General features: G+C 37.8%; 31 protein-coding genes and 1 tRNA gene. 27 read left to right on the forward strand and 5 right to left on the reverse strand.

What is annotated here, in order from left to right; translation table 11 throughout:
- Window positions 1-127 precede the first annotated feature (127 nt).
- From ACYQ2D_RS17310 to ACYQ2D_RS17330, 5 genes are all read right to left on the reverse strand, one after another.
- Window positions 128-1,258 carry a site-specific integrase gene (locus tag ACYQ2D_RS17310; RefSeq protein ID WP_459786144.1) on the reverse strand — a complete coding sequence of 377 codons (1,131 nt, stop codon included), beginning with the start codon at window positions 1,256-1,258 and terminating at the stop codon, window positions 128-130.
- A gap of 184 nt (window positions 1,259-1,442) precedes the next feature.
- A complete protein-coding gene (locus ACYQ2D_RS17315) occupies window positions 1,443-2,627 on the reverse strand; it encodes an FxLYD domain-containing protein (protein ID WP_459786146.1) in 1,185 nt (394 codons plus the stop codon).
- A gap of 335 nt (window positions 2,628-2,962) precedes the next feature.
- Complete coding sequence (locus ACYQ2D_RS17320; RefSeq protein WP_459786147.1) at window positions 2,963-3,721, reverse strand: type II toxin-antitoxin system PemK/MazF family toxin; 759 nt, start codon at window positions 3,719-3,721, stop codon at window positions 2,963-2,965.
- 108 nt (window positions 3,722-3,829) lie between these two features.
- A complete protein-coding gene (locus ACYQ2D_RS17325; RefSeq protein ID WP_459786149.1) occupies window positions 3,830-4,288 on the reverse strand; it encodes an ImmA/IrrE family metallo-endopeptidase in 459 nt (152 codons plus the stop codon).
- A gap of 6 nt (window positions 4,289-4,294) precedes the next feature.
- A complete protein-coding gene (locus ACYQ2D_RS17330) occupies window positions 4,295-4,615 on the reverse strand; it encodes a helix-turn-helix domain-containing protein (RefSeq protein WP_459786151.1) in 321 nt (106 codons plus the stop codon).
- Window positions 4,616-4,766: 151 nt separating this feature from the next.
- On the opposite strand from ACYQ2D_RS17330, the gene ACYQ2D_RS17335 reads away from it, so the two are divergent.
- The 27 genes from ACYQ2D_RS17335 to ACYQ2D_RS17465 all read left to right on the forward strand — a co-directional run bounded on the left by ACYQ2D_RS17335 (window position 4,767) and on the right by ACYQ2D_RS17465 (window position 17,776).
- Entirely contained in the window at window positions 4,767-4,967 is a 201-nt protein-coding gene (locus ACYQ2D_RS17335) for a toxin-antitoxin system, antitoxin component, Xre family protein (RefSeq protein ID WP_459786152.1), read from the forward strand.
- A 75-nt stretch (window positions 4,968-5,042) separates the two neighbouring features.
- Entirely contained in the window at window positions 5,043-5,603 is a 561-nt protein-coding gene (locus ACYQ2D_RS17340; protein ID WP_459786154.1) for a hypothetical protein, read from the forward strand.
- Window positions 5,604-5,639: 36 nt separating this feature from the next.
- Window positions 5,640-6,080 carry a hypothetical protein gene (locus ACYQ2D_RS17345; RefSeq protein WP_459786155.1) on the forward strand — a complete coding sequence of 147 codons (441 nt, stop codon included), beginning with the start codon at window positions 5,640-5,642 and terminating at the stop codon, window positions 6,078-6,080.
- Window positions 6,081-6,108: 28 nt separating this feature from the next.
- Window positions 6,109-6,654 (forward strand): hypothetical protein, encoded by a 546-nt coding sequence (locus ACYQ2D_RS17350; protein WP_459786156.1) that lies wholly within the window; start codon window positions 6,109-6,111, stop codon window positions 6,652-6,654.
- Window positions 6,651-7,355: a BRO family protein gene (locus tag ACYQ2D_RS17355; protein WP_459786157.1), complete on the forward strand. Its 705-nt coding sequence runs from the start codon at window positions 6,651-6,653 to the stop codon at window positions 7,353-7,355. The genes ACYQ2D_RS17350 and ACYQ2D_RS17355 overlap by 4 nt, the downstream gene beginning before the upstream one ends.
- Before the next feature lie 95 nt (window positions 7,356-7,450).
- Window positions 7,451-7,726, forward strand: coding sequence for a hypothetical protein (locus tag ACYQ2D_RS17360; protein WP_117457987.1), 276 nt, complete (start codon window positions 7,451-7,453; stop codon window positions 7,724-7,726).
- Window positions 7,723-7,941, forward strand: coding sequence for a hypothetical protein (locus tag ACYQ2D_RS17365; RefSeq protein ID WP_117457986.1), 219 nt, complete (start codon window positions 7,723-7,725; stop codon window positions 7,939-7,941). Before ACYQ2D_RS17360 ends, ACYQ2D_RS17365 begins: the two co-directional genes overlap by 4 nt.
- 4 nt (window positions 7,942-7,945) lie before the next feature.
- Window positions 7,946-8,185 carry a hypothetical protein gene (locus tag ACYQ2D_RS17370; RefSeq protein ID WP_117457985.1) on the forward strand — a complete coding sequence of 80 codons (240 nt, stop codon included), beginning with the start codon at window positions 7,946-7,948 and terminating at the stop codon, window positions 8,183-8,185.
- Window positions 8,186-8,198: 13 nt separating this feature from the next.
- Window positions 8,199-8,348, forward strand: coding sequence for a hypothetical protein (locus ACYQ2D_RS17375; protein ID WP_459786159.1), 150 nt, complete (start codon window positions 8,199-8,201; stop codon window positions 8,346-8,348).
- Entirely contained in the window at window positions 8,342-8,836 is a 495-nt protein-coding gene (locus tag ACYQ2D_RS17380; protein WP_459786161.1) for a siphovirus Gp157 family protein, read from the forward strand. The genes ACYQ2D_RS17375 and ACYQ2D_RS17380 overlap by 7 nt, the downstream gene beginning before the upstream one ends.
- A gap of 16 nt (window positions 8,837-8,852) precedes the next feature.
- A complete protein-coding gene (locus tag ACYQ2D_RS17385; RefSeq protein WP_459786342.1) occupies window positions 8,853-9,443 on the forward strand; it encodes an ERF family protein in 591 nt (196 codons plus the stop codon).
- Window positions 9,444-9,462: 19 nt separating this feature from the next.
- The gene (locus ACYQ2D_RS17390; RefSeq protein ID WP_459786344.1) at window positions 9,463-9,876 is read left to right on the forward strand and encodes a single-stranded DNA-binding protein; all 414 of its coding nucleotides are present in this window, start codon (window positions 9,463-9,465) and stop codon (window positions 9,874-9,876) included.
- A gap of 10 nt (window positions 9,877-9,886) precedes the next feature.
- A complete protein-coding gene (locus ACYQ2D_RS17395; protein WP_459786345.1) occupies window positions 9,887-10,657 on the forward strand; it encodes a phage replisome organizer N-terminal domain-containing protein in 771 nt (256 codons plus the stop codon).
- 4 nt (window positions 10,658-10,661) lie between these two features.
- Window positions 10,662-10,916, forward strand: a complete 255-nt coding sequence (locus tag ACYQ2D_RS17400; protein WP_459786346.1) for a hypothetical protein — start codon at window positions 10,662-10,664, stop codon at window positions 10,914-10,916.
- A complete protein-coding gene (locus tag ACYQ2D_RS17405; RefSeq protein WP_459786347.1) occupies window positions 10,913-11,194 on the forward strand; it encodes a hypothetical protein in 282 nt (93 codons plus the stop codon). Before ACYQ2D_RS17400 ends, ACYQ2D_RS17405 begins: the two co-directional genes overlap by 4 nt.
- Before the next feature lie 60 nt (window positions 11,195-11,254).
- The gene (locus ACYQ2D_RS17410; protein WP_459786348.1) at window positions 11,255-11,431 is read left to right on the forward strand and encodes a hypothetical protein; all 177 of its coding nucleotides are present in this window, start codon (window positions 11,255-11,257) and stop codon (window positions 11,429-11,431) included.
- Window positions 11,432-11,436: 5 nt separating this feature from the next.
- The gene (locus tag ACYQ2D_RS17415) at window positions 11,437-12,141 is read left to right on the forward strand and encodes a DNA methyltransferase (protein ID WP_459786349.1); all 705 of its coding nucleotides are present in this window, start codon (window positions 11,437-11,439) and stop codon (window positions 12,139-12,141) included.
- Complete coding sequence (locus ACYQ2D_RS17420) at window positions 12,101-12,313, forward strand: hypothetical protein (RefSeq protein ID WP_459786350.1); 213 nt, start codon at window positions 12,101-12,103, stop codon at window positions 12,311-12,313. Before ACYQ2D_RS17415 ends, ACYQ2D_RS17420 begins: the two co-directional genes overlap by 41 nt.
- Complete coding sequence (locus ACYQ2D_RS17425) at window positions 12,306-12,776, forward strand: hypothetical protein (protein WP_459786351.1); 471 nt, start codon at window positions 12,306-12,308, stop codon at window positions 12,774-12,776. Before ACYQ2D_RS17420 ends, ACYQ2D_RS17425 begins: the two co-directional genes overlap by 8 nt.
- Window positions 12,766-13,071 (forward strand): hypothetical protein, encoded by a 306-nt coding sequence (locus tag ACYQ2D_RS17430; RefSeq protein WP_459786352.1) that lies wholly within the window; start codon window positions 12,766-12,768, stop codon window positions 13,069-13,071. The genes ACYQ2D_RS17425 and ACYQ2D_RS17430 overlap by 11 nt, the downstream gene beginning before the upstream one ends.
- Window positions 13,072-13,096: 25 nt before the next feature.
- Window positions 13,097-13,519: a hypothetical protein gene (locus tag ACYQ2D_RS17435; protein WP_459786354.1), complete on the forward strand. Its 423-nt coding sequence runs from the start codon at window positions 13,097-13,099 to the stop codon at window positions 13,517-13,519.
- A gap of 88 nt (window positions 13,520-13,607) precedes the next feature.
- Window positions 13,608-13,796, forward strand: a complete 189-nt coding sequence (locus tag ACYQ2D_RS17440; RefSeq protein ID WP_117456170.1) for a type II toxin-antitoxin system HicA family toxin — start codon at window positions 13,608-13,610, stop codon at window positions 13,794-13,796.
- A 36-nt stretch (window positions 13,797-13,832) separates the two neighbouring features.
- A complete protein-coding gene (locus ACYQ2D_RS17445; RefSeq protein ID WP_117456168.1) occupies window positions 13,833-14,231 on the forward strand; it encodes a type II toxin-antitoxin system HicB family antitoxin in 399 nt (132 codons plus the stop codon).
- A gap of 189 nt (window positions 14,232-14,420) precedes the next feature.
- Window positions 14,421-14,494, forward strand: a tRNA-Ala gene (locus tag ACYQ2D_RS17450).
- Window positions 14,495-14,655: 161 nt separating this feature from the next.
- The gene (locus ACYQ2D_RS17455) at window positions 14,656-15,123 is read left to right on the forward strand and encodes a hypothetical protein (RefSeq protein ID WP_459786357.1); all 468 of its coding nucleotides are present in this window, start codon (window positions 14,656-14,658) and stop codon (window positions 15,121-15,123) included.
- On the forward strand, window positions 15,098-16,414 hold the full coding sequence (locus ACYQ2D_RS17460) for a phage terminase large subunit (protein WP_459786358.1): 1,317 nt from the start codon (window positions 15,098-15,100) through the stop codon (window positions 16,412-16,414). The genes ACYQ2D_RS17455 and ACYQ2D_RS17460 overlap by 26 nt, the downstream gene beginning before the upstream one ends.
- Window positions 16,415-16,459: 45 nt before the next feature.
- Window positions 16,460-17,776 carry a phage capsid protein gene (locus ACYQ2D_RS17465; RefSeq protein WP_459786360.1) on the forward strand — a complete coding sequence of 439 codons (1,317 nt, stop codon included), beginning with the start codon at window positions 16,460-16,462 and terminating at the stop codon, window positions 17,774-17,776.
- Window positions 17,777-17,779 lie beyond the last annotated feature (3 nt).

A 17,779-nucleotide genomic window follows, 5' to 3' on the forward strand; every position in this document is an offset into this window, starting at 1 on the left:
TTCGAATCCCTCATCCCCTGCTTTAAAAGTACTGTATTTACAGTACTTTTTTTATTTCGTGTTGCATTTCGTGTTGCATAGTTTTTAAAATAGCTAAAAATGGGTGTTTTTCCTCTCATGAAGAGATTTATTCATGAGAGGGCTTGTCTAAACAATTCATACAATTCGAAAGATTCTGAACAATGTTTTCAAAGAAATTATCCATAACATTATCCACTGCAATTCGTTCATCTGAAAAGGTATGAGTGTATACTTTTTTCATTATCTGGTCTGTTTTCCAACCACCACGTTCCTGGGCATATTTATCCGGTACACGAAGCTGTGCCATGACAGAGGCATTTATGTGTCTGAGGTCGTGAAATGTCATGTGTGGCATATCGGACTCTTCTAATAAGTACTGGAAACGCTTATAGAGGGTGTTATAGGAATATGGTACAAGCACATCGCCAGGTACTTTTTCAATTAAGCTTTTTATATATTCCGGAATCCTGTGTCTGCGGATTCTGGTATTATTTTTTGCTTCTTTCTTTCTGATATCGTCATTATCCACTTTTACAACTGTTTCCGTGACTGATATATAATTTCCGTCCTTAGAGATAGATTTTGATTTTGTAAGACCACGAATTTCTGACATCGAGAAACTAAGCCACATAGCAAGTAACACTGGCAGTTCGATGTCTGTGCCCTCGAATACAGCAAAGATTGCATCAGGAGTCTGTAAATCTTTAATTAATACCGGAACAGTAGGAAGTTTTACATTGGTATCAATTCCTTGGCAGAAAGCATTTAAAGCTGCACTGATTAAGCCATATTCATTTTTTACGGTCTTTGGTGAAATAGTTTCTGTTGGTCTTTTGAGGCTCTTTCGCTTGGCTTCACGGTTTACTGCCTCTTGCAGGTATTCCTTATCAACACTTGTAAGATAAGTATTCATGATATGTTTAAATCCATTTTTTTGCATCCTTTTGTATCCGGCTATTGTAGAGGGGCTTAAGATACCATCTTTTGAATTAATATACATCTCAATCGCTTCACCAATCGTGCAGTTTAAGATATTTTTCTTATGTTCCTTTTCAGAAGCCCATTCGGCAGCCATCCGCTCTGCCATTCGCTTGCCTTTTGGACCAGGTACGTCACAGGTAAATGATTTGTAAAATCGTTTCTGTTTAACAGAGCCGTCTGGCTGAATAATTTCCTCAGTATGACTATAGATCTGGCATCGCCAAGAGCCGGATGCAAGTTTTCGTGCTGTTGCCATGTTATCACTCCTTTTTGGGTATAAAAATAACAGCCAGCTTGGAACAGATGTTCTGCTTGCGTGACTGCTCCGGAGATGATACAATAATTTTGTTAGGTTAGGAGATTATATGCGTCTCCGGATATTTACTTGTATTTGCCGGTTTCTGTTGGAGCAGGAACCGGTTTTTCTTTTGTTAATAAAATTAGTATTGATACTGATTTGTATAAGCAAATACTTTATAATCTGCAATGGATGCGCTTGTGATATCTTCCGGAAGGAATACCGGTTCTAATTCAAATCCAATTTCTTCATCAGGCTGTAAAGTGTTTGCAAGAACAGTCGAAAGCTGACCAATCGGTTCAGCATTTTCATTGAATAAGACCGCAGTTACACAAATATCTGTCTGAGCTGCTCCGGTTGTGTTTTTTACTTTTCCGTGTAAGTCAACACTACCCATATCCTTATCGTAAACCTCTGTATTACTTACTTCTAAGCGAACATTGTCTACTTTCGCAGTGGAAGCATTAATGTGAGGCGTGATTGTAATTCCTTCGGTTGGAGTTTGGTCATCCATAAGTTGTTCTTCGTAATAATAACCTTTTTCACCCGGTTCAATTACTTGAGGAGCAGGTGTAAAACTTCCACTGGTTGTATGAATGATTGTTCCATCTTCTGCAGTTAATTCATAGGAACTGAAATCTAAATACAAATTACTACTTCCGGTATTTTCAATTTCAACAATAGACTGTCCAATTAAATCAGAGATGCTATCCCGGTAAAATGAAACATTCTTATAAGTAACTTCAAAAGAAGCTTGTTCTTTGGAAGTATTATTTGCAGTGTCAGAGGATGAAGAATCAGAAGTAGTTGTATCACTTGTTCCGGTTTCTGATTCAGTTGCTGTTTCTGAAGCATCTTTAGAAGTTTGAGTCAATTCAACAGTAGAAGTTGTACCCATTGCTGAAACTTCATAACTAATTTTCCCATTTTTGTATGTAAATTCTTTGGTATCATCAGTCGATGCAAGCAATGCGGAATCTGTTTTTTCTTTATTCCTATCAGAAGTCCATGAATATTCTTCAACAAATTCAGTTGGTGCAGTATACGTTCCAGACCAATAAACGGATTTTGTTGCCCCATCATCGGAAATCCAGTTAATTTCGATAGAATCATCAGTTATTGTTGCTTCTTGATAAGAACCATCTTTATTTTCAGATGCCCACACACCGGTTAGGTCAGTTGGTTCTTTTGCCTCTTCCTCTTTTTCTTCACTTTGGGAAGTTTTAGTGTTTTCTTTTGTGCTTCCGGAAGAGGAACTGGTTCCGCATCCTACGACACTGACTGATAATGTAGCCAGTAGAAGCATTGTTACAATTTTTCTTTTCATTGGCAATTCTCCTTTACTTGTTTTTTATAATGTAGATCAATTCCCTTATTTTATCTTTTGTATGATTTATTTATTAAGCAAAAAGACCCTGTATCAATACGAGGTCTCTGCATAATAACTTAGAACTGAATAAATGCCCTATAGCCCCTTTAAGGATAAATTAAAAAACTTTCGTATAACGTAAAAGACCCCGCATTACTGCGAGGTCTTTAATACTGCACGTCAGTTGTCTGAGTGCTTTGTCTTCTATACTGCCGGTCAACGGCTATGTTTTTTTACTAAACTAGTATAACCTCATTATATGAAATTGTCAAGAAAAATATACATATTTATATTTATTTTATTCCAGTAAAATTTTTAATGATTTCACGGTCTAATAAATCAAGTTTATCATTAGATAATTTTACATTGCTTAGAATATCAAAATTAGTTTTAGGGTCGTATATACGAATTTTACTGATAGTAGTAATCTGGTTTGTTAAAGCAATGCTTCCAGAACGCATTTTGGCTACTTCATTCATCATTCGAAAAAGTAATTTTTTCTCTTTATTTGCGACATTTAGTTCTTTTTTGATAGATATAAGTTCGGTAATATCATCTGGACTGACATTATCAATTCGTGAAGATAAATCAGTTATACGTATATCTATTTTTTTTCGGGTAGTAGAAATTTTTGAACTTAAACTAGTAAATAGTTCATTTCCAAGATAAACTTTTCCATCTTTAAGATTTTTGATATTAGTAGTAGATTTAACCGAAGTAAGAGGAAGCACCGTTATTACAGGAGAAGAAATAGGATTGTTTTTATCAAGTACTACGCAATAATGAAGTCCACCTTCTTCACTTCCAACATTGTAGCCTAAATGAGCTTTAATAATTTCGCCACGTTTATATCTTCGTAATTTGGAAGGTATAAATTTGGGTTCAAATTCAAGATAGGTAGTCCAATCTTCGAGCCAGTAACTTAACTTATCAGATTTAGATTGATTTTTGTGATTTGGGTCATTAATTAATGAGTCTAAATATGAGTCAAGTCTAGCAAGAGCCTGTTTTTTATGAATTGTTAATTCACTTTGAGATAAAATTCTGCCCATAATGAATAAAATCCTTTCTATGAATAGTTTATTGAAAATAATAAATCATCATTTGTATATGTATTTGTAAAAGAATCTTTTACGAATACGTCTTTTCCTCCTTTCAACTCAATCTATCTTCAACACTCCCAGAGTAGGAGTGAAATATACCACATAATTATCCACAGTCGTATACACACCGTACTTGCTCCGGTAGCAGTCAACTGCTTCTTTCAAATATTCTTCCGTCACATCCAGATATTCCGCTATGTCTGATGCGGACCGGCAGCCATGCTCAAATGCTCTGATAAGTCCCATGAGTCCAATTTTGAGATTGAATCCATAGAGCCGTGCACGGTATTCTTGTTTCCTGTTCGATACGTCTGTCTGGTCTAAGATGTTTCCGGAAGTTGTGTAGTAGTGTCCGAGTTCTTCTGCGAGGACGCAGGATTTTTCTGTTTGTGACATTTTTCTTTCAAGTGCAATATTTCCATCAAAGTAAAGTCCTTTTAACCCTTTTACTTCTGACAAATCCATTTCAACAATATTCAAGTCTTTATGTTTTGTTTTTAATTCTTCGTAAGTCAAGAAGCCTCACTCCTTTGGGCGTGCTGCGACAAGTAGTTTTTTATATTCCTCTATCTTATTTAGCTCCTCAGGAGTAAAATTTTCTCCATCTTTGTGTGCTGCGGTAGTGGAAGACTCAGTTCTTTCTTCCCAACCCATTAGTTCTTGTGGAGAAACTTTTAATGCTTTAGCGAATTCTCTTATTTTAGATTCAGCTAAATCAACTTCACCTTTTTCTATTTTTGCGATAGATGACCTATCTTTATATCCAGTCAGTTCGGCTAGGGAATCTTGAGACATTTTTAATTCCAAGCGTCTTGCCTTTATGTTCTTATACAGGTCAAGCATAATTGAAAGCTCCTTTCTGCGTTGTTAATTTTTCTTAACACTATAATAACATGTTGTGTAAAATAATTCAACAAAAATATAAAAAGATGTTGACAGAAATTCACATAAGTGATATAGTGAATTTAGTTCACAGATGGGAGGTGAAAAAAGAATGGCAAATGTAGATTTGTTGAGAAATAAAATGACTGAATCAGGTATGACAGTTTCAGCGATTGCTACTAAATCAGGCATTTTGAGAGAAACTTTGTACAACAGAATGAAAGAAGGCGATTTTAGAGCATCTGAAATTGTAGCACTTTCTAAGACCCTTAATTTATCGAAAGGGGAAAGAGACAAAATTTTTTTAACTTAAATAGTGAATTAAATTCACATAAAGTAAAAACTAAACCATGAAACTTTACAACACCCGAAAGGAGAATGAGAGAAAATGAAAGTAAATCCTATTAAGTTTGAAAAAAAGTTATTTGTGGCATTAGCGGATAATGTTCCTTTTGATATTAAATGTGATGTGAATTATAAGACATCCAGCGGAGGAGTTATCAAAGCTATTTGTGTAAAAAATGTAGCGGTTAGTGTGGATGACGAGGATTACTGCGGAGTATATAAAAATGGTGAAATGATGGAAGCCTTTAACTATGGGCTTTATCATAATGAGGCTTCTATTTGCACAGCTATTGTGTTAGCAGTGTATGAGCAACTGAATTCTTCAAAGGAAGATGCTTTTGGTGTTCTTGACATTGAAAGTGCAAAAGATAACGGGACTCGAAGCATCGCACTCGCAAAAAAAGAGTGGAGCAGTATCGAAATTTATTTGATGTTTACGAAAGAGTATTTCAAAAAAATTATTGGGGTTTGGGAAGAATTATCAAAACAAAAAGATTTTGAAGGAAATTCGAAGTATCCGGTTGCAATTAAAAACGTTAAGTTTTTAAGAGGAACAGAGCAGGACGCTGAAAGACTTCTCTTAAATGTCAAAGAATTGAAGTAATGAAAATGGATAAAAGAGAACGAGGAGAACGAGGCTGTGCAGGACCAGAAAAAAGATAAAACTTACAATGCTCTGTCAGATTTCATCAACAACGAGTTAAAAATAGTTTTGACAGTAAAAAACATTAAAGATGGATATGCGGATTGTGAAGTGCATTTTGAAACAACAGAGCACAAAAATGATGAACGAGGATGGAAAGTAAAAAGAGAGGTATTTGCAAGTGAACTTTTTACAATATTGGATAAAACTCTTGTAGGAGCTGATGTCAAATTTAATGCCGATGCAAATGTTATCTTTGTAGAGAATATAAGAATTGAGGTACGTAAACATCATTGCGCTGTGTATCAAGATAATGAGTTTATCATGAGTTTTCCTGGCAGAATTTGTTCCGAAATTTACGCATATACAGCAATTGCATTATTAGTTAATAAGATGCTTCGAGACCAAAAACTAAAAAAGGATGCCCCTTTTAAATAAAAAAGAACAGATAGGAGGAGTAACAAGGATGAAAAAATTATTTATTTCGCAACCGATGCGAGACAAAACAGATGAGGAAATTCTTGCCGAAAGAGAAAAGGCGGTAAAAGTAGCAAAAGAAATGCTGAATGAGGAGGTAGAAGTTATTGATTCTTTTTTTCAGAAAGCACCTCACGATGCTAAGCCACTTTGGCATCTTGCAAAGTCACTTGAATTACTTGCTACAGCAGATGTTGCTTTCTTTTGCACTGACTGGGAGAAATATAGAGGATGCAGAATTGAACATACATGTGCCAACGAATATGGTATTCAAATTATTAGAAATATGACATTAGAACCATTTAAAGAGCGAAGAGTCGCACTGACTAAATATGAGTTGGCTGACATTAAAACACATTTAATTAGGGCAGAAGAACATTATAAAAAGCAATTATATTTCTGGGAACAGTTAGCTCTAAGAAAAGATTCGAAAGGCGAACTGGAGTATCCAAATGTGGTCGAGAATATTAAATTTTTAAGAGGACTGAAATGGGATGTTGAACGACTTCTGAAAAAAATTAAAAAAATGGAGTGATAAGGTTGAGCGATTTAAAGATTTTTAACAGTGAAAAGTTTGGACAGATGAGAACAATCAATATTAATGGAGAAGTGTGGTTTGTAGGGAAAGATGTAGCAGAGGCACTTGGATTTAAAAATTCCAGAGATGCGATTTTGACACATGTTTTTGAGGAAGATAAGGGAGTAGATACTATCTACACCCTTGGCGGATACCAGAAAATGACAATAATCAATGAATCTGGATTGTATGCATTAGTATTTAGCAGCCGATTGGAGACGGCTAAAGATTTTAAACATTGGGTAACCAGTGAAGTGCTTCCAGTAATTAGAAAAACAGGTTCTTATCAAAAACCGATGAGCCAAGTTGAAATGATGCGTATCCAGCTTGGAATGATTGATAACCATGAAGAACGAATTGCTGAACTTGAGCAAAGCATGACGATTGATTACGCTCAACAGCAGGCACTTAAAGAAACGGTAAACTATATTGTAGTTGGCGCACTTGGTGGAAAAGGCAGTGAAGCGTATAGAGAAATCAGTAAGAAAGTATTTTCGGAGTGTAATAGAGATATACAGAGATACTTCCATGTAAATTCAAGAAACAACGTGCCAAAGAAACGCTTTGATGATGCGATTGAGTATGTACAGCATTGGCAACCGTGTACCAATACTCAAATTGCAATCAAAGAATGTAACTCACAGTTACGATTTGCTTAGGCAAAGAAAAAGGTCCCGTAGGAAATAGGGGTTTCCTGTGGGACACAAGCCTAAATAAATCACTTATATCTTAACAGGCATAAGGGAGAAATGCAATGAAAAAAATGAGTAATAAGAAAAAAAGAGATATTTTAGAAGTAGGTCTGGGACTTTGGACAGGCATCTGCTTCGGCGGCTGGTTGCGTAATGTCATCGAGTGCAAGGACGCACAGGCAATGGTATTTGCTGTGGCTTGGATTGCAGGACCGGCAGTAATTTTCTTCCTTGCTGGTTTATTGCAGGTAAGAAAGAAAAATAAAGCAAAGAAGCAGGCAGAGAAGTTTATTGAGAACTGGGCAAAATTTAAAATCGAAAAGGATAAGGCATCATGAGCAAGGTAGAAATTGAGTTTGCTGCACTTGAAGAATTAATTAGAGATTCGGAGAAAGTCAGAGTCTTAAACAGTTTGTTAGACAATTCAAGAGAGTGCGGAGAGGAGAAAATAGCACTGGACGTACTTAGTGCAGTGCTTGGTGTAGAAACGAGAGAACCGTTGACAGTAGATAAAGTTGTAGAGCTGTTTGAAGAGAAATGGAAAGAAGGTTGAGAGGATGCCAGTTACATATTTAAGTAAAGAGCAACAACGTGCCGCTCAGGTAAGACGGTGCTTAGGTGGTGCAATCTGTGCAAACGGAAGCTATAAAAAAGACCTGGCGAAAAATGCAGGTATGAAGTATCACACATTCTTAAAACGTCTGAATGAACCGGAAACATGCACACTTAGCGAACTGTGGACAATTTTGGATACGTTGAACGTTCCGGAAGAGGAAAGAAGCAAGATGTTGATTTAGGAGGAAAGAAAACATGATGGATGAATACTTACTTGAAATGAAAGTCGGTGCCGGATGCTCTGTAAGCGCAGCTTCTGCCGGACATAGAAAAGAGCAGGCGAGAGAGCAGGCGGCATTAGAAAGAACAATTTTAATCACCAAAAAGGAGGATACAAAATGTTAAAACTTTACGAAATCACAGGGGAATACCTGACACTTTGTCAGATGGCAGAAGATACCGACGTGGATGCAACTGTATTTGCAGATACACTGGCATCTATTCAGGGAGAACTGGAAGTAAAAGCAGACAGTTATGCAATGATTATCACTAATTTGAGCGGTGATATTGAGAAAATTGATAAGGAAATTGAGCGTTTGACACACATGAAAAAGGTGCTTAAGAATCGTACCAATCACTTAAAAAATAACCTCGAAAACGCAATGAAAATGATGGATGTAAGAAAGTTGAAAACAGATTTTCGTTCATATTCAATTCAGAAAAATCCACAGTCATTGAATATTATTGATGAGTCGAAAATTCCTGCTGAGTATTTGATTTCGCAGGATCCGAAGTTAGATAGAACTCGACTGCTTGCAGATGTCAAAGCAAATCCGAATAAGTTTGTAGGGATTGCAGAAACAAAACAGACGGAGTCTTTGAGAATCAGATAAGGGTGAAAAGTAAAAAATGGAAAAGATTTATGGAGCGATTGTCTCAATTATGGAAAATATCGGGGCAATTGAAAAAAAACGAACAGCGAAAGGAAATAAGTTTTCGTATACATATCGAGGTATTGACGATGTTTTTAATGCGTTACAGCCTTTAATGATTAAATTCAAGGTTTTTTGTTTGCCAAAGCTTAGAAATATAGATTCGACAGTAGAGGCATCTGGAAGTTTAGTTATGAAGAGATCAATCATAACTATGGATTATCATTTTGTGTCAGCAGAAGACGGTTCTGAAATTGTGGTATCTATTGCCGGAGAAGGTGTGGATAATGGCGATAAGTCACTAAGTAAAGCCTTTTCAACTGCATTTAAGTATGCTTGCTTTCAGCTGTTTTGTATCCCAACAGAGGGAGAAATGAAAGATTCAGAGGAAGAATTTTTGACTGAAAAAGAAGTGGAAAAAATTCGTGTTGCATTGAAATACGCTAATAGAAGCGAGCAAGATGTCTTGAAATATTTAGCAAAAAAAGGTTCTACTGCACAGAAGATAGAGGATATTTGTTTTGATGATTACTACATGCTAATGGAGTTGCTTGCAACTTCTAAGTGAAAAGAACAGGAGGTAAAGAATGAATAAAGTAACATTGATGGGAAGATTAACAGCAGCACCAGAGGTTAGATACACTCCTGGCGAAAATTCAACAGCAATTGCAAGATATACTCTTGCCGTTGACAGACGTTTTAAGAAAGAGGGCGATTCATCTGCTGATTTTGTTAGATGCGTGGCATTTGGAAAGCAGGCAGATTTTGCAGAGAAATGGCTGGAAAAAGGAACGAAAATCTGTATCTGCGGAAGAATCCAGACTGGAAGCTATACAAACCGTGATGGAGCAAAAGTGTATACGACCGATGTGGTTGTGGAAGAACATTATTTCTGTGAGAGCAAGGCAACAGGAGCGGGGACTCATTCTGCTCCGGAACAGAGACATGTGGATGATGATGGATTTATGAACTATCCAGACGACGGAGAACTTCCGTTCTAAGGAGGGGAAAATGGCAGAAGTAAAATGGATAAAAATCGTGACGGATATTTTCGATGATGAAAAAATTTTGTTAATCGAGAGTATGCCTGAACATGATGCTATTATCGTAATCTGGTTTAAACTGCTCTGTATGGCTGGAAAGACTAATAATAGTGGGGTGTTTACCCTGAACGACAAGATAGCTTATACAGACGAAATGCTGGCAACCATTTTCAGACGACCGAAAACGACTGTACAGTTGGCACTTAAGACATTTGAGCAATTTGGCATGATTGAAATTGTCGATGGAGTGATAACGATTCCGAATTGGGGAAAACATCAGAGTCTTGATGCTTATGAAAGAAAAAAGGAGCGTGACAGGGAAAATAAACGCAGGAAACGAGCGGAGCAAAAGGCACTTGCACAGAAATCCGACGATGTTGTCGCCCGACAGTCGCCCGACACGTCGACGGACGGCGCAAAAAGTCGCTCCCTAGAAGAAGAGGGAGAAGAAGATAAGAAGGAGATAAGAGGGAGAGTAGAAGAGAACACCGAATTGCCCCCACCCCCTCCACAAACAGACTATGAATGTCTTTGCCAAAAATATGGGAAGTCATTTGTTGACGAAAGGGTTACAAGAGCTAAAAAATACAGTGGCACAACAATGGCAACTGTTGCTAAATGGTGCGAAGAGGATGCAGCAGCAGGAAGAACTAAGAAAACAAAATTCAGTAATTTTCCGAACAGGGATTATGATGTCTCTGATTTGGAAAGAAAGTTATTGATGAGCAGACAGGGGTGAGGTAATGAATAAAGGAAAAATTATACTTACATTTTATTTTAAAAATGGGTGCGTAATTAAGAAAAATATGAATTTGAGCGAAATAAGCGAGAAGAAAGCAGTAGAGTTAGTAGATTCACTTTTAAAACTTCAAGATGATTTAAAAACATTTTTTAGTTCTACAACAGAAGATTTCCAGATTACTGCAGAAGGACTTACTGTAAAAGGAAGTGAGCTTATTGCACTTGATATTGAAATGGAAGAAGAGGTATCTGAATGAAAATCCCGATTCCATGCAGGTTTGGAGAACATGCCAAGTGTAACGGAAGCGGATTGCTTCTTTTTAACGGAGTGGATTGGTTCAAATGGACCGAAGGGATGGAATATACATATTTCTTTGATACAGGTAATAAATGGCATCCAGTTGAATTTTACGTGACGATGGAAAGTCGACAACCGCACGAGGTCGAGATAGACGACAGCTTGCTGGTTGACACTTATCTCAAAGAAAGAGGTTATCCGCTTCGTGGTACTGGCTATGCAACCGGATTAAGATGACAAAATAACAAAAGGTATATTGATTTCATCCTGACGAGTCACTATCTAACACATATCAAAGTGCAGTATGATGAAAAAGGGATGTACGTTCCAGGCGGGGATATCATTTATCCCCCAAGCTGGGATACAAAAGAGAAAAAAGAAAAGATACTACTGAAAACAGCGAAAATTGAGAGAGAGCAAGAGTTGATGGAGGCAGTGCAGATGAATATATTTGATTTTTTAGGAAAGAAGTAAAACAAATGTTAGAGTTTGGATATTACAACATGAATTGTATGGATGGTATGAAAGAATTCCCGGATAAGTATTTTGAGCTTGCAATAGTAGACCCACCCTATTTTTCTGGACCCGAGCGTAGAAACTATTATGGTAGAAGAAAAAGCCCAATAGGGGTGCAAAGAATATACAAAAAAATGAATAACTGGGAAGTTCCGTCGCAGGAATATTTTGAAGAGTTATTTAGAGTATCGCAAAATCAAATAGTTTGGGGATGCAATTATTTTACATATAATTTTCCACCAGGGCGCATCGTGTGGGATAAATGTAATGGGAAGAGTAGCTTTTCCGATTGCGAGATTGCATACTGCAGTTTTCATGACAGCGTGAGACTTGTTCGATACATGTGGAATGGAATGTTTCAGGGAAAGAGCATCGAAGAAGGATGGATTCAGCAAGGAAATAAAAAGCTGAATGAAAAAAGAATACATCCAACGCAGAAGCCTGTGAATTTATATCGCTGGATACTGCAGAAATACGCAATTCCGTCTGAATGGAAAATATTAGATACTCATGTTGGAAGCGCAAGTAGCTTAATTGCTTTCGCAGAAAATGGAAACAGATTTGTGGGATTTGAAGTAGATGAGAGCATGTACAATGTGTCAAAGAGAAGAATGGAGGAGAGAAATCTTGAGAGTAACACTGAAAAATGGAGTTGTATTAGAATTTGACTCGACCGGAATGGCGGAAGATTTCAGAGATTGTGCACGGATGGCAGAAGAAACAGATTGTGAGGATGGCAAAGATTGCAAGACATGTAAATGCAATGTAGCAGTTGGTAACGTAGGATTGTGTACAATTCCGGAAGTGGCAAAAGCATTGGAGGAAGAGACAAATGAATGAGTTATTTGAAATTTTAGATGAATTATATGGAATAGAAGTACAAATGGAATCAGGAATTGATATCTTGAAAGATTTAGAAGACTTGTATATGCAGAAAGAAGCTGAAATTTGTGAAGAAACGGGCGAAATGATGAAAACATCAGAAGAAAGAAAAATAGCAATATTTTCACGAAGCTATATGGAATCAATGAGAAAAAGTTTGAGAGATGCAATCGAACGTCTTGATGATGCTTCGGTAGGATCTTTGTGGGAAGAGCATAAAAGAGAATATTGCCAGAAAGAGATTCCCCAAAAGCCAACCTTTGATGGGGATGGCTATGCTCCAGACGGAACGGCGGTATGGGACGAGTGGATTTGCCCATGTTGCGGAAGCAGATATGAAGTTGATTATGATGAATATGATTATTGCCCGAATTGTGGGCAAAGAATTGATTGGGCAGAGGTAAATGAAAGTGAGTTATAAAGATATTACATCCCAGAGCACCGAAGTGCTCTGGGGAACAAGAATGGCAGAGCGAAACGCTGAAACAAGAAAGAGACTTGAAAAAGAGCATAATGTCAAAGTTGGGGACAAAGTGAAAATTATCACGGAAGAAGTGAGTGAAGAGGATGGAGAGCGCAGAAAAAGAAAGAAAATCAAAAAAAGCGAAGTTGTTGATGTATATGAATACTTCATCCTGCTGCGAATTAAAACAAAAGCAGGAAACGGCTTTTGTGAATCGTTTGCGTGGAAAGAATTTGAAGCAATGAGAGGATAACGTAGCTAGGGAGGAGGTGATGCCAGTGGAACAGGAAGTGCAAAACAAAAATGACAAGAAAAAAGAATACCTCTTGCAATACAGAAAGGCAGAGAGAAGAGAACAAAATATCTTGGAAGAAATCCAGGAACTGCGGGCGGATAAGCTGTTTCCGTCCGTATCCATGGATGGGATGCCAAAGGGAAGCGGTCAGGCAGATTTGTCTGACTTTGTTGCGTTGATGGATGAACTGATTGAGAAGCTGAAAGAGGAACGCCTTTGCAAAATGAAACTTAGAATGGAGATAGAGGGAGAAATAAAAAGAATGGATGATACAGACGAAGCGGACTTGTTAAGGATGCGTTATCTTCGAGGGATGAAGTGGGAAGAAGTAATGGCAAAAACAGGATATTGTCGGGCACAAGTGAATAGAATACATGGAAAAGCGTTGGAACATTTTGAAATGTAAAAATTATGGATAAGATTTCTTTATAAGTATTGACATACGTATTAATACGTAGTATAATAAAATTAACTTAAGGAAAGGAGAATATCAGATGCCAATCAAGCCAAGTGAAATGATAAAACTTTTAAAGAAAAATGGTTTTGTTGCAGTCAGTCAGAATGGCTCGCATGTAAAGATGCGAAACCAAGAAACTGGAAAACAAACAATTGTTCCTCTACATAACAAGGATTTGAAAAAAGGAACAGAACAGACAATACTGAAACAGGCGGGGCTGAAATAAGCCCCTGTCTTTCAAAAAAAGTAGGAGGTAAGGGCAATGAAGAAGTTATTTTATCCAGCAATTTTTCACAAAGCAGAAGAGGGAGGTTTTTGGATTACATTTCCAGATTTACCTGAGTGCATAACGGAAGGCGATGATATGGAAGAAGCATACAATATGGCAGTAGATGCTCTTGGCTTGACATTAACTGACCGTATCAAATCCAAAGAAGAACTTCCAAAGGCGTCTGATATTGAAAATATAGAAAAACAAGAAGATGGTGTAATTGTTGTAGTTCAGTTCGATAAAGCTGAATATGACCGTAGACACAATAGCAGAGCAGTGAAAAAGACACTTACAATTCCGGAATGGTTAAATGAAGAAGCACTTGCTATGAATATTAACTTTTCACAGGTACTTCAAGAAGCGTTGATGGAAAAAGTTGGGATTCGTTAAAAAATTAAAAGATGGAATAGAATGAGACATTCACTTTATGATATAGTGTAAATGGGTTTGAAAGGCAGAGAGCAAACAAAGTTTCGTTACCTAGCCTATTTACGGTCATTGGTTTTTGATTTCCATAGGTATCCTCTAAAGTATTAAATGTTATGTAATCACAGCCTGCTGGTGGTTCGGCAGGCACATCAAAGCGTAGCTCAGTGGTAGAGCACTTGCAACGCATCTGCAAGAGGTCGGGGGTTCGATTCCTTCCGCTGTTGCTCACACGTGACGGTGTGCCCACTTGTTCGGGTAATGGACAAGAGCTGGTAAGTGCTAAACTTACATGTTTCTCTTTTCTTTACATTTTATCTATATAGCACCCGGTATTTACTGGGTGCTATTTTTATACATAAATTTAGCAAGACAGGAAGGTGGGTGGATGGCAAACTATGAAAACATAAGAGATAAAGGTTTTGATAAACGAACTACGAACGAACTACGAGTAATCGCATCAAAAGGTGGTAAGGCATCTGGTGAGGCGAGGAGAAAAAAAGCAAACTTCCGGAAAACTTTAAACTTGCTACTTTCTGCAAAAATTGAGAATGAGGAATTGACTCCATTTTTAGAGAGCCTTGGTATAGACAGCACCCTTGAAAGTGCAATCAATATGGCGATGATAAAGAAAGCACTAAAGGGTGATGTAAAGGCTTATGAAGCGGTGGCACGGTTTGCAGGACAGTATGAAGTACCAGACGAAGATATCAGAGAGAAAGAAGCAGATATTGAGTTGAAGAGGGCAAGGAAACAGCAAATAACTGGTGAAAACGAGACGGATGAAGCGTTAGACAGACTGGATGCGATACTAAAGGAGATGCGGGACAATGCAGTTAAGCAAGAAGCAGAATGAGTATATTTTAAATGCCACGCATCGCTGGAACATTAAATCCGGAGCAGTTCGTTCCGGAAAGTCTTTTGTTGATACTGCTTATATTGTTCCATTCCGGATTCGAGAAAGAAAAGGAAAACCGGGATTAAATGCTATCTTAGGAATGTCTAAAGCATCTATTGAGCGAAATGTATTGCAACCAATGCGTGAGTTGTATACCGATAAATTAATTGGGACAATCAACAGTATGAATATTGCGAAGATATGTGGCGAAGATGTGTACTGCCTGGGCGCAGAAAAAGTTAGCCAGGTCGCAAAGATACAGGGGTCAAGTATTAAGTATTGTTACGGTGATGAGATCGCAAAATGGAATCAGGATGTGTTCCAGATGTTAAAGTCACGATTAGATAAACCATATTCTTGCTTTGATGGTGCGTGCAATCCGGAGCAACCGACGCATTGGCTGAAAAAATTTATTGACAATCCAGAGTTAGATATTTATCTACAAAAATACACTATCTTTGATAATCCGTTTCTGCCTGATGAATATGTCGAACAGCTCTGCAAAGAGTACGAAGGCACAGTTTGGTATGACAGGCTAATATTAGGCTTGTGGAAGCGTGCAGATGGGGCAATTTACAAGCGTTTTGCAGATAAGCCAGAATTGTTCAGATGTGAAATAAAGGATGAAATAGAGGGAAATACGGAATGTAAAGAGTTTAGAAAAAGAGATATTGTATCGATTGAAGTTGGACTGGATTTTGGTGGAAACAAATCCGGTCATTCTTTTGTTGCGAGAGGCTACACAGATGATTACAAAGAAGTTATCGGTGTGATGAGCAGGCGCATTATGTTGGAAGATTATCCAGATGGAATTGATGCAGATAAACTGACAGAACTTTTTTGCGAGTTTTTGCAGCAGGTAATTGATAAGTATGCTGCAACAGATGACCGAGGAGAATACATGCAGTATTGCAATGTAGAAACTGTGTATTATGACAATGCTGAAAGTGTCCTAGGTGAATCTATCAGAAGTACAGTAGAGAAGAGATATCCATGGATGTCTGTAAAGCCGGCAAAGAAAAAGACGATTGTTGACCGGATACGCTGCACACAAATGCTAATGGGAGCAGGCAGATTATTTCTGACAGAAGATTGCAAGAGTTTAGAGTTGGCATTTAGCGATGCAGTTTGGGACAAAGAAGCATTGTTGGATGAGAGACTAGATGACGGAAGTACAGACATTGACAGTTTAGATGCATTTGAGTATACGATTGAACGTGACATGAAATATCTGATTTATGAGGGTTAGAGAATGTTTGATGGAATTAAGAATTTTCTGAGGAGGATAGCGAGAATGTTTGGCTATACACAATTAAAAAGTATACTAGGAACAGACGTGGCATTATCGCAGGAGATGATTGATGCCATCAACGAATGGAAGATGATGCTTGATGGAGCAGCGGATTGGGTAGGAAATGAAATACAGTCGCTTAAGATTGAACAAGGGATTTGCCGTGAATTTGCGGATACAGCATTAGTTGAAATGGAGACATCTATTTCGGTGCCAACTTTAGATAAAATATACCAGAAACAACTTACATTATTGAATGAGCACATGCAAGATGGACTTGCACTGGGCTCTTTTTGTTTGAAACCGCTACCGGGAGGAAATGCAGAATTTATCACTGCTGATAAATTCATACCAATTCAGTTTGGGGATAACGGGAGACCGGTTGATGTTGCATTTCTTACCGTAAAGCGCATTGGAGAAATAGATTATTACACCAGAGTGGAGCGTCACACACTTGCGAACGGAACATTAACAATTTCAAACAGATGTTATCATTCACAGACACAGTCAGATATTGGACAAGAGTGTTCCCTTGAAGAAATAGACGAATGGCAAAATATAGAGCCGGGACCAGTCAGCTATCCAGGTATGCAGCAAATGGATTTTGGGTATTACAGGAATCCGCTTCGTAATAATGTAGATGGTGGATATTGTGGAGTGTCGGTATATGAAGCGGCAAAAGAGAGAATTAGAAAAACAGATATTCAGGCGGCAAGGCTCGACTGGGAATATAACTCCGGAGAACGTGCGATTCATGTAGATGAAAGAGCGCTGAAACAAAAAGGTGGACGTTTTAATTTACCACGTTTGAGCAAACGATTATACAGAGGTCTAAACTTAGAAGCAGGGAAAGACAGTGAGCTATTCAAGGAGTATTCGCCTGAAATGCGTGACGAAGCGTTTAAACGTGGCTTAGAGGAATATAAAAGAGAAATTGAGTTTATCGTAGGTTTAAGCTACGGAGACCTTTCAAATGTACAGAATGTTGAAAAGACAGCGGAAGAAATCAAGTCATCAAAGGCAAGGAAGTACAATCGTGTAAAAGCAATACAAGGAAAACTTCGGGATTGCCTTGAAGATTTTGCGGCAGGACTGGCATTTTATAATTCTATGTACACTTCCGGTTATGAGTTCTTCTGTGAATTCAGTGATTCCATTTTAACCAGTGAAGAGACAGAACGACAGCAGGATAGACAGGATGTGAACATGGGTGCAATGACCTTAGTAGAGTACCGTGCAAAGTGGTACGGTGAAACAGAGGAAGAAGCCGCAAAGAAGATTATTGATGAAAGTGTAGACCCTGACCCGATTGAGGAGTAAGTA

The sequence above is a fragment of the Blautia stercoris genome, assembly GCF_054657695.1.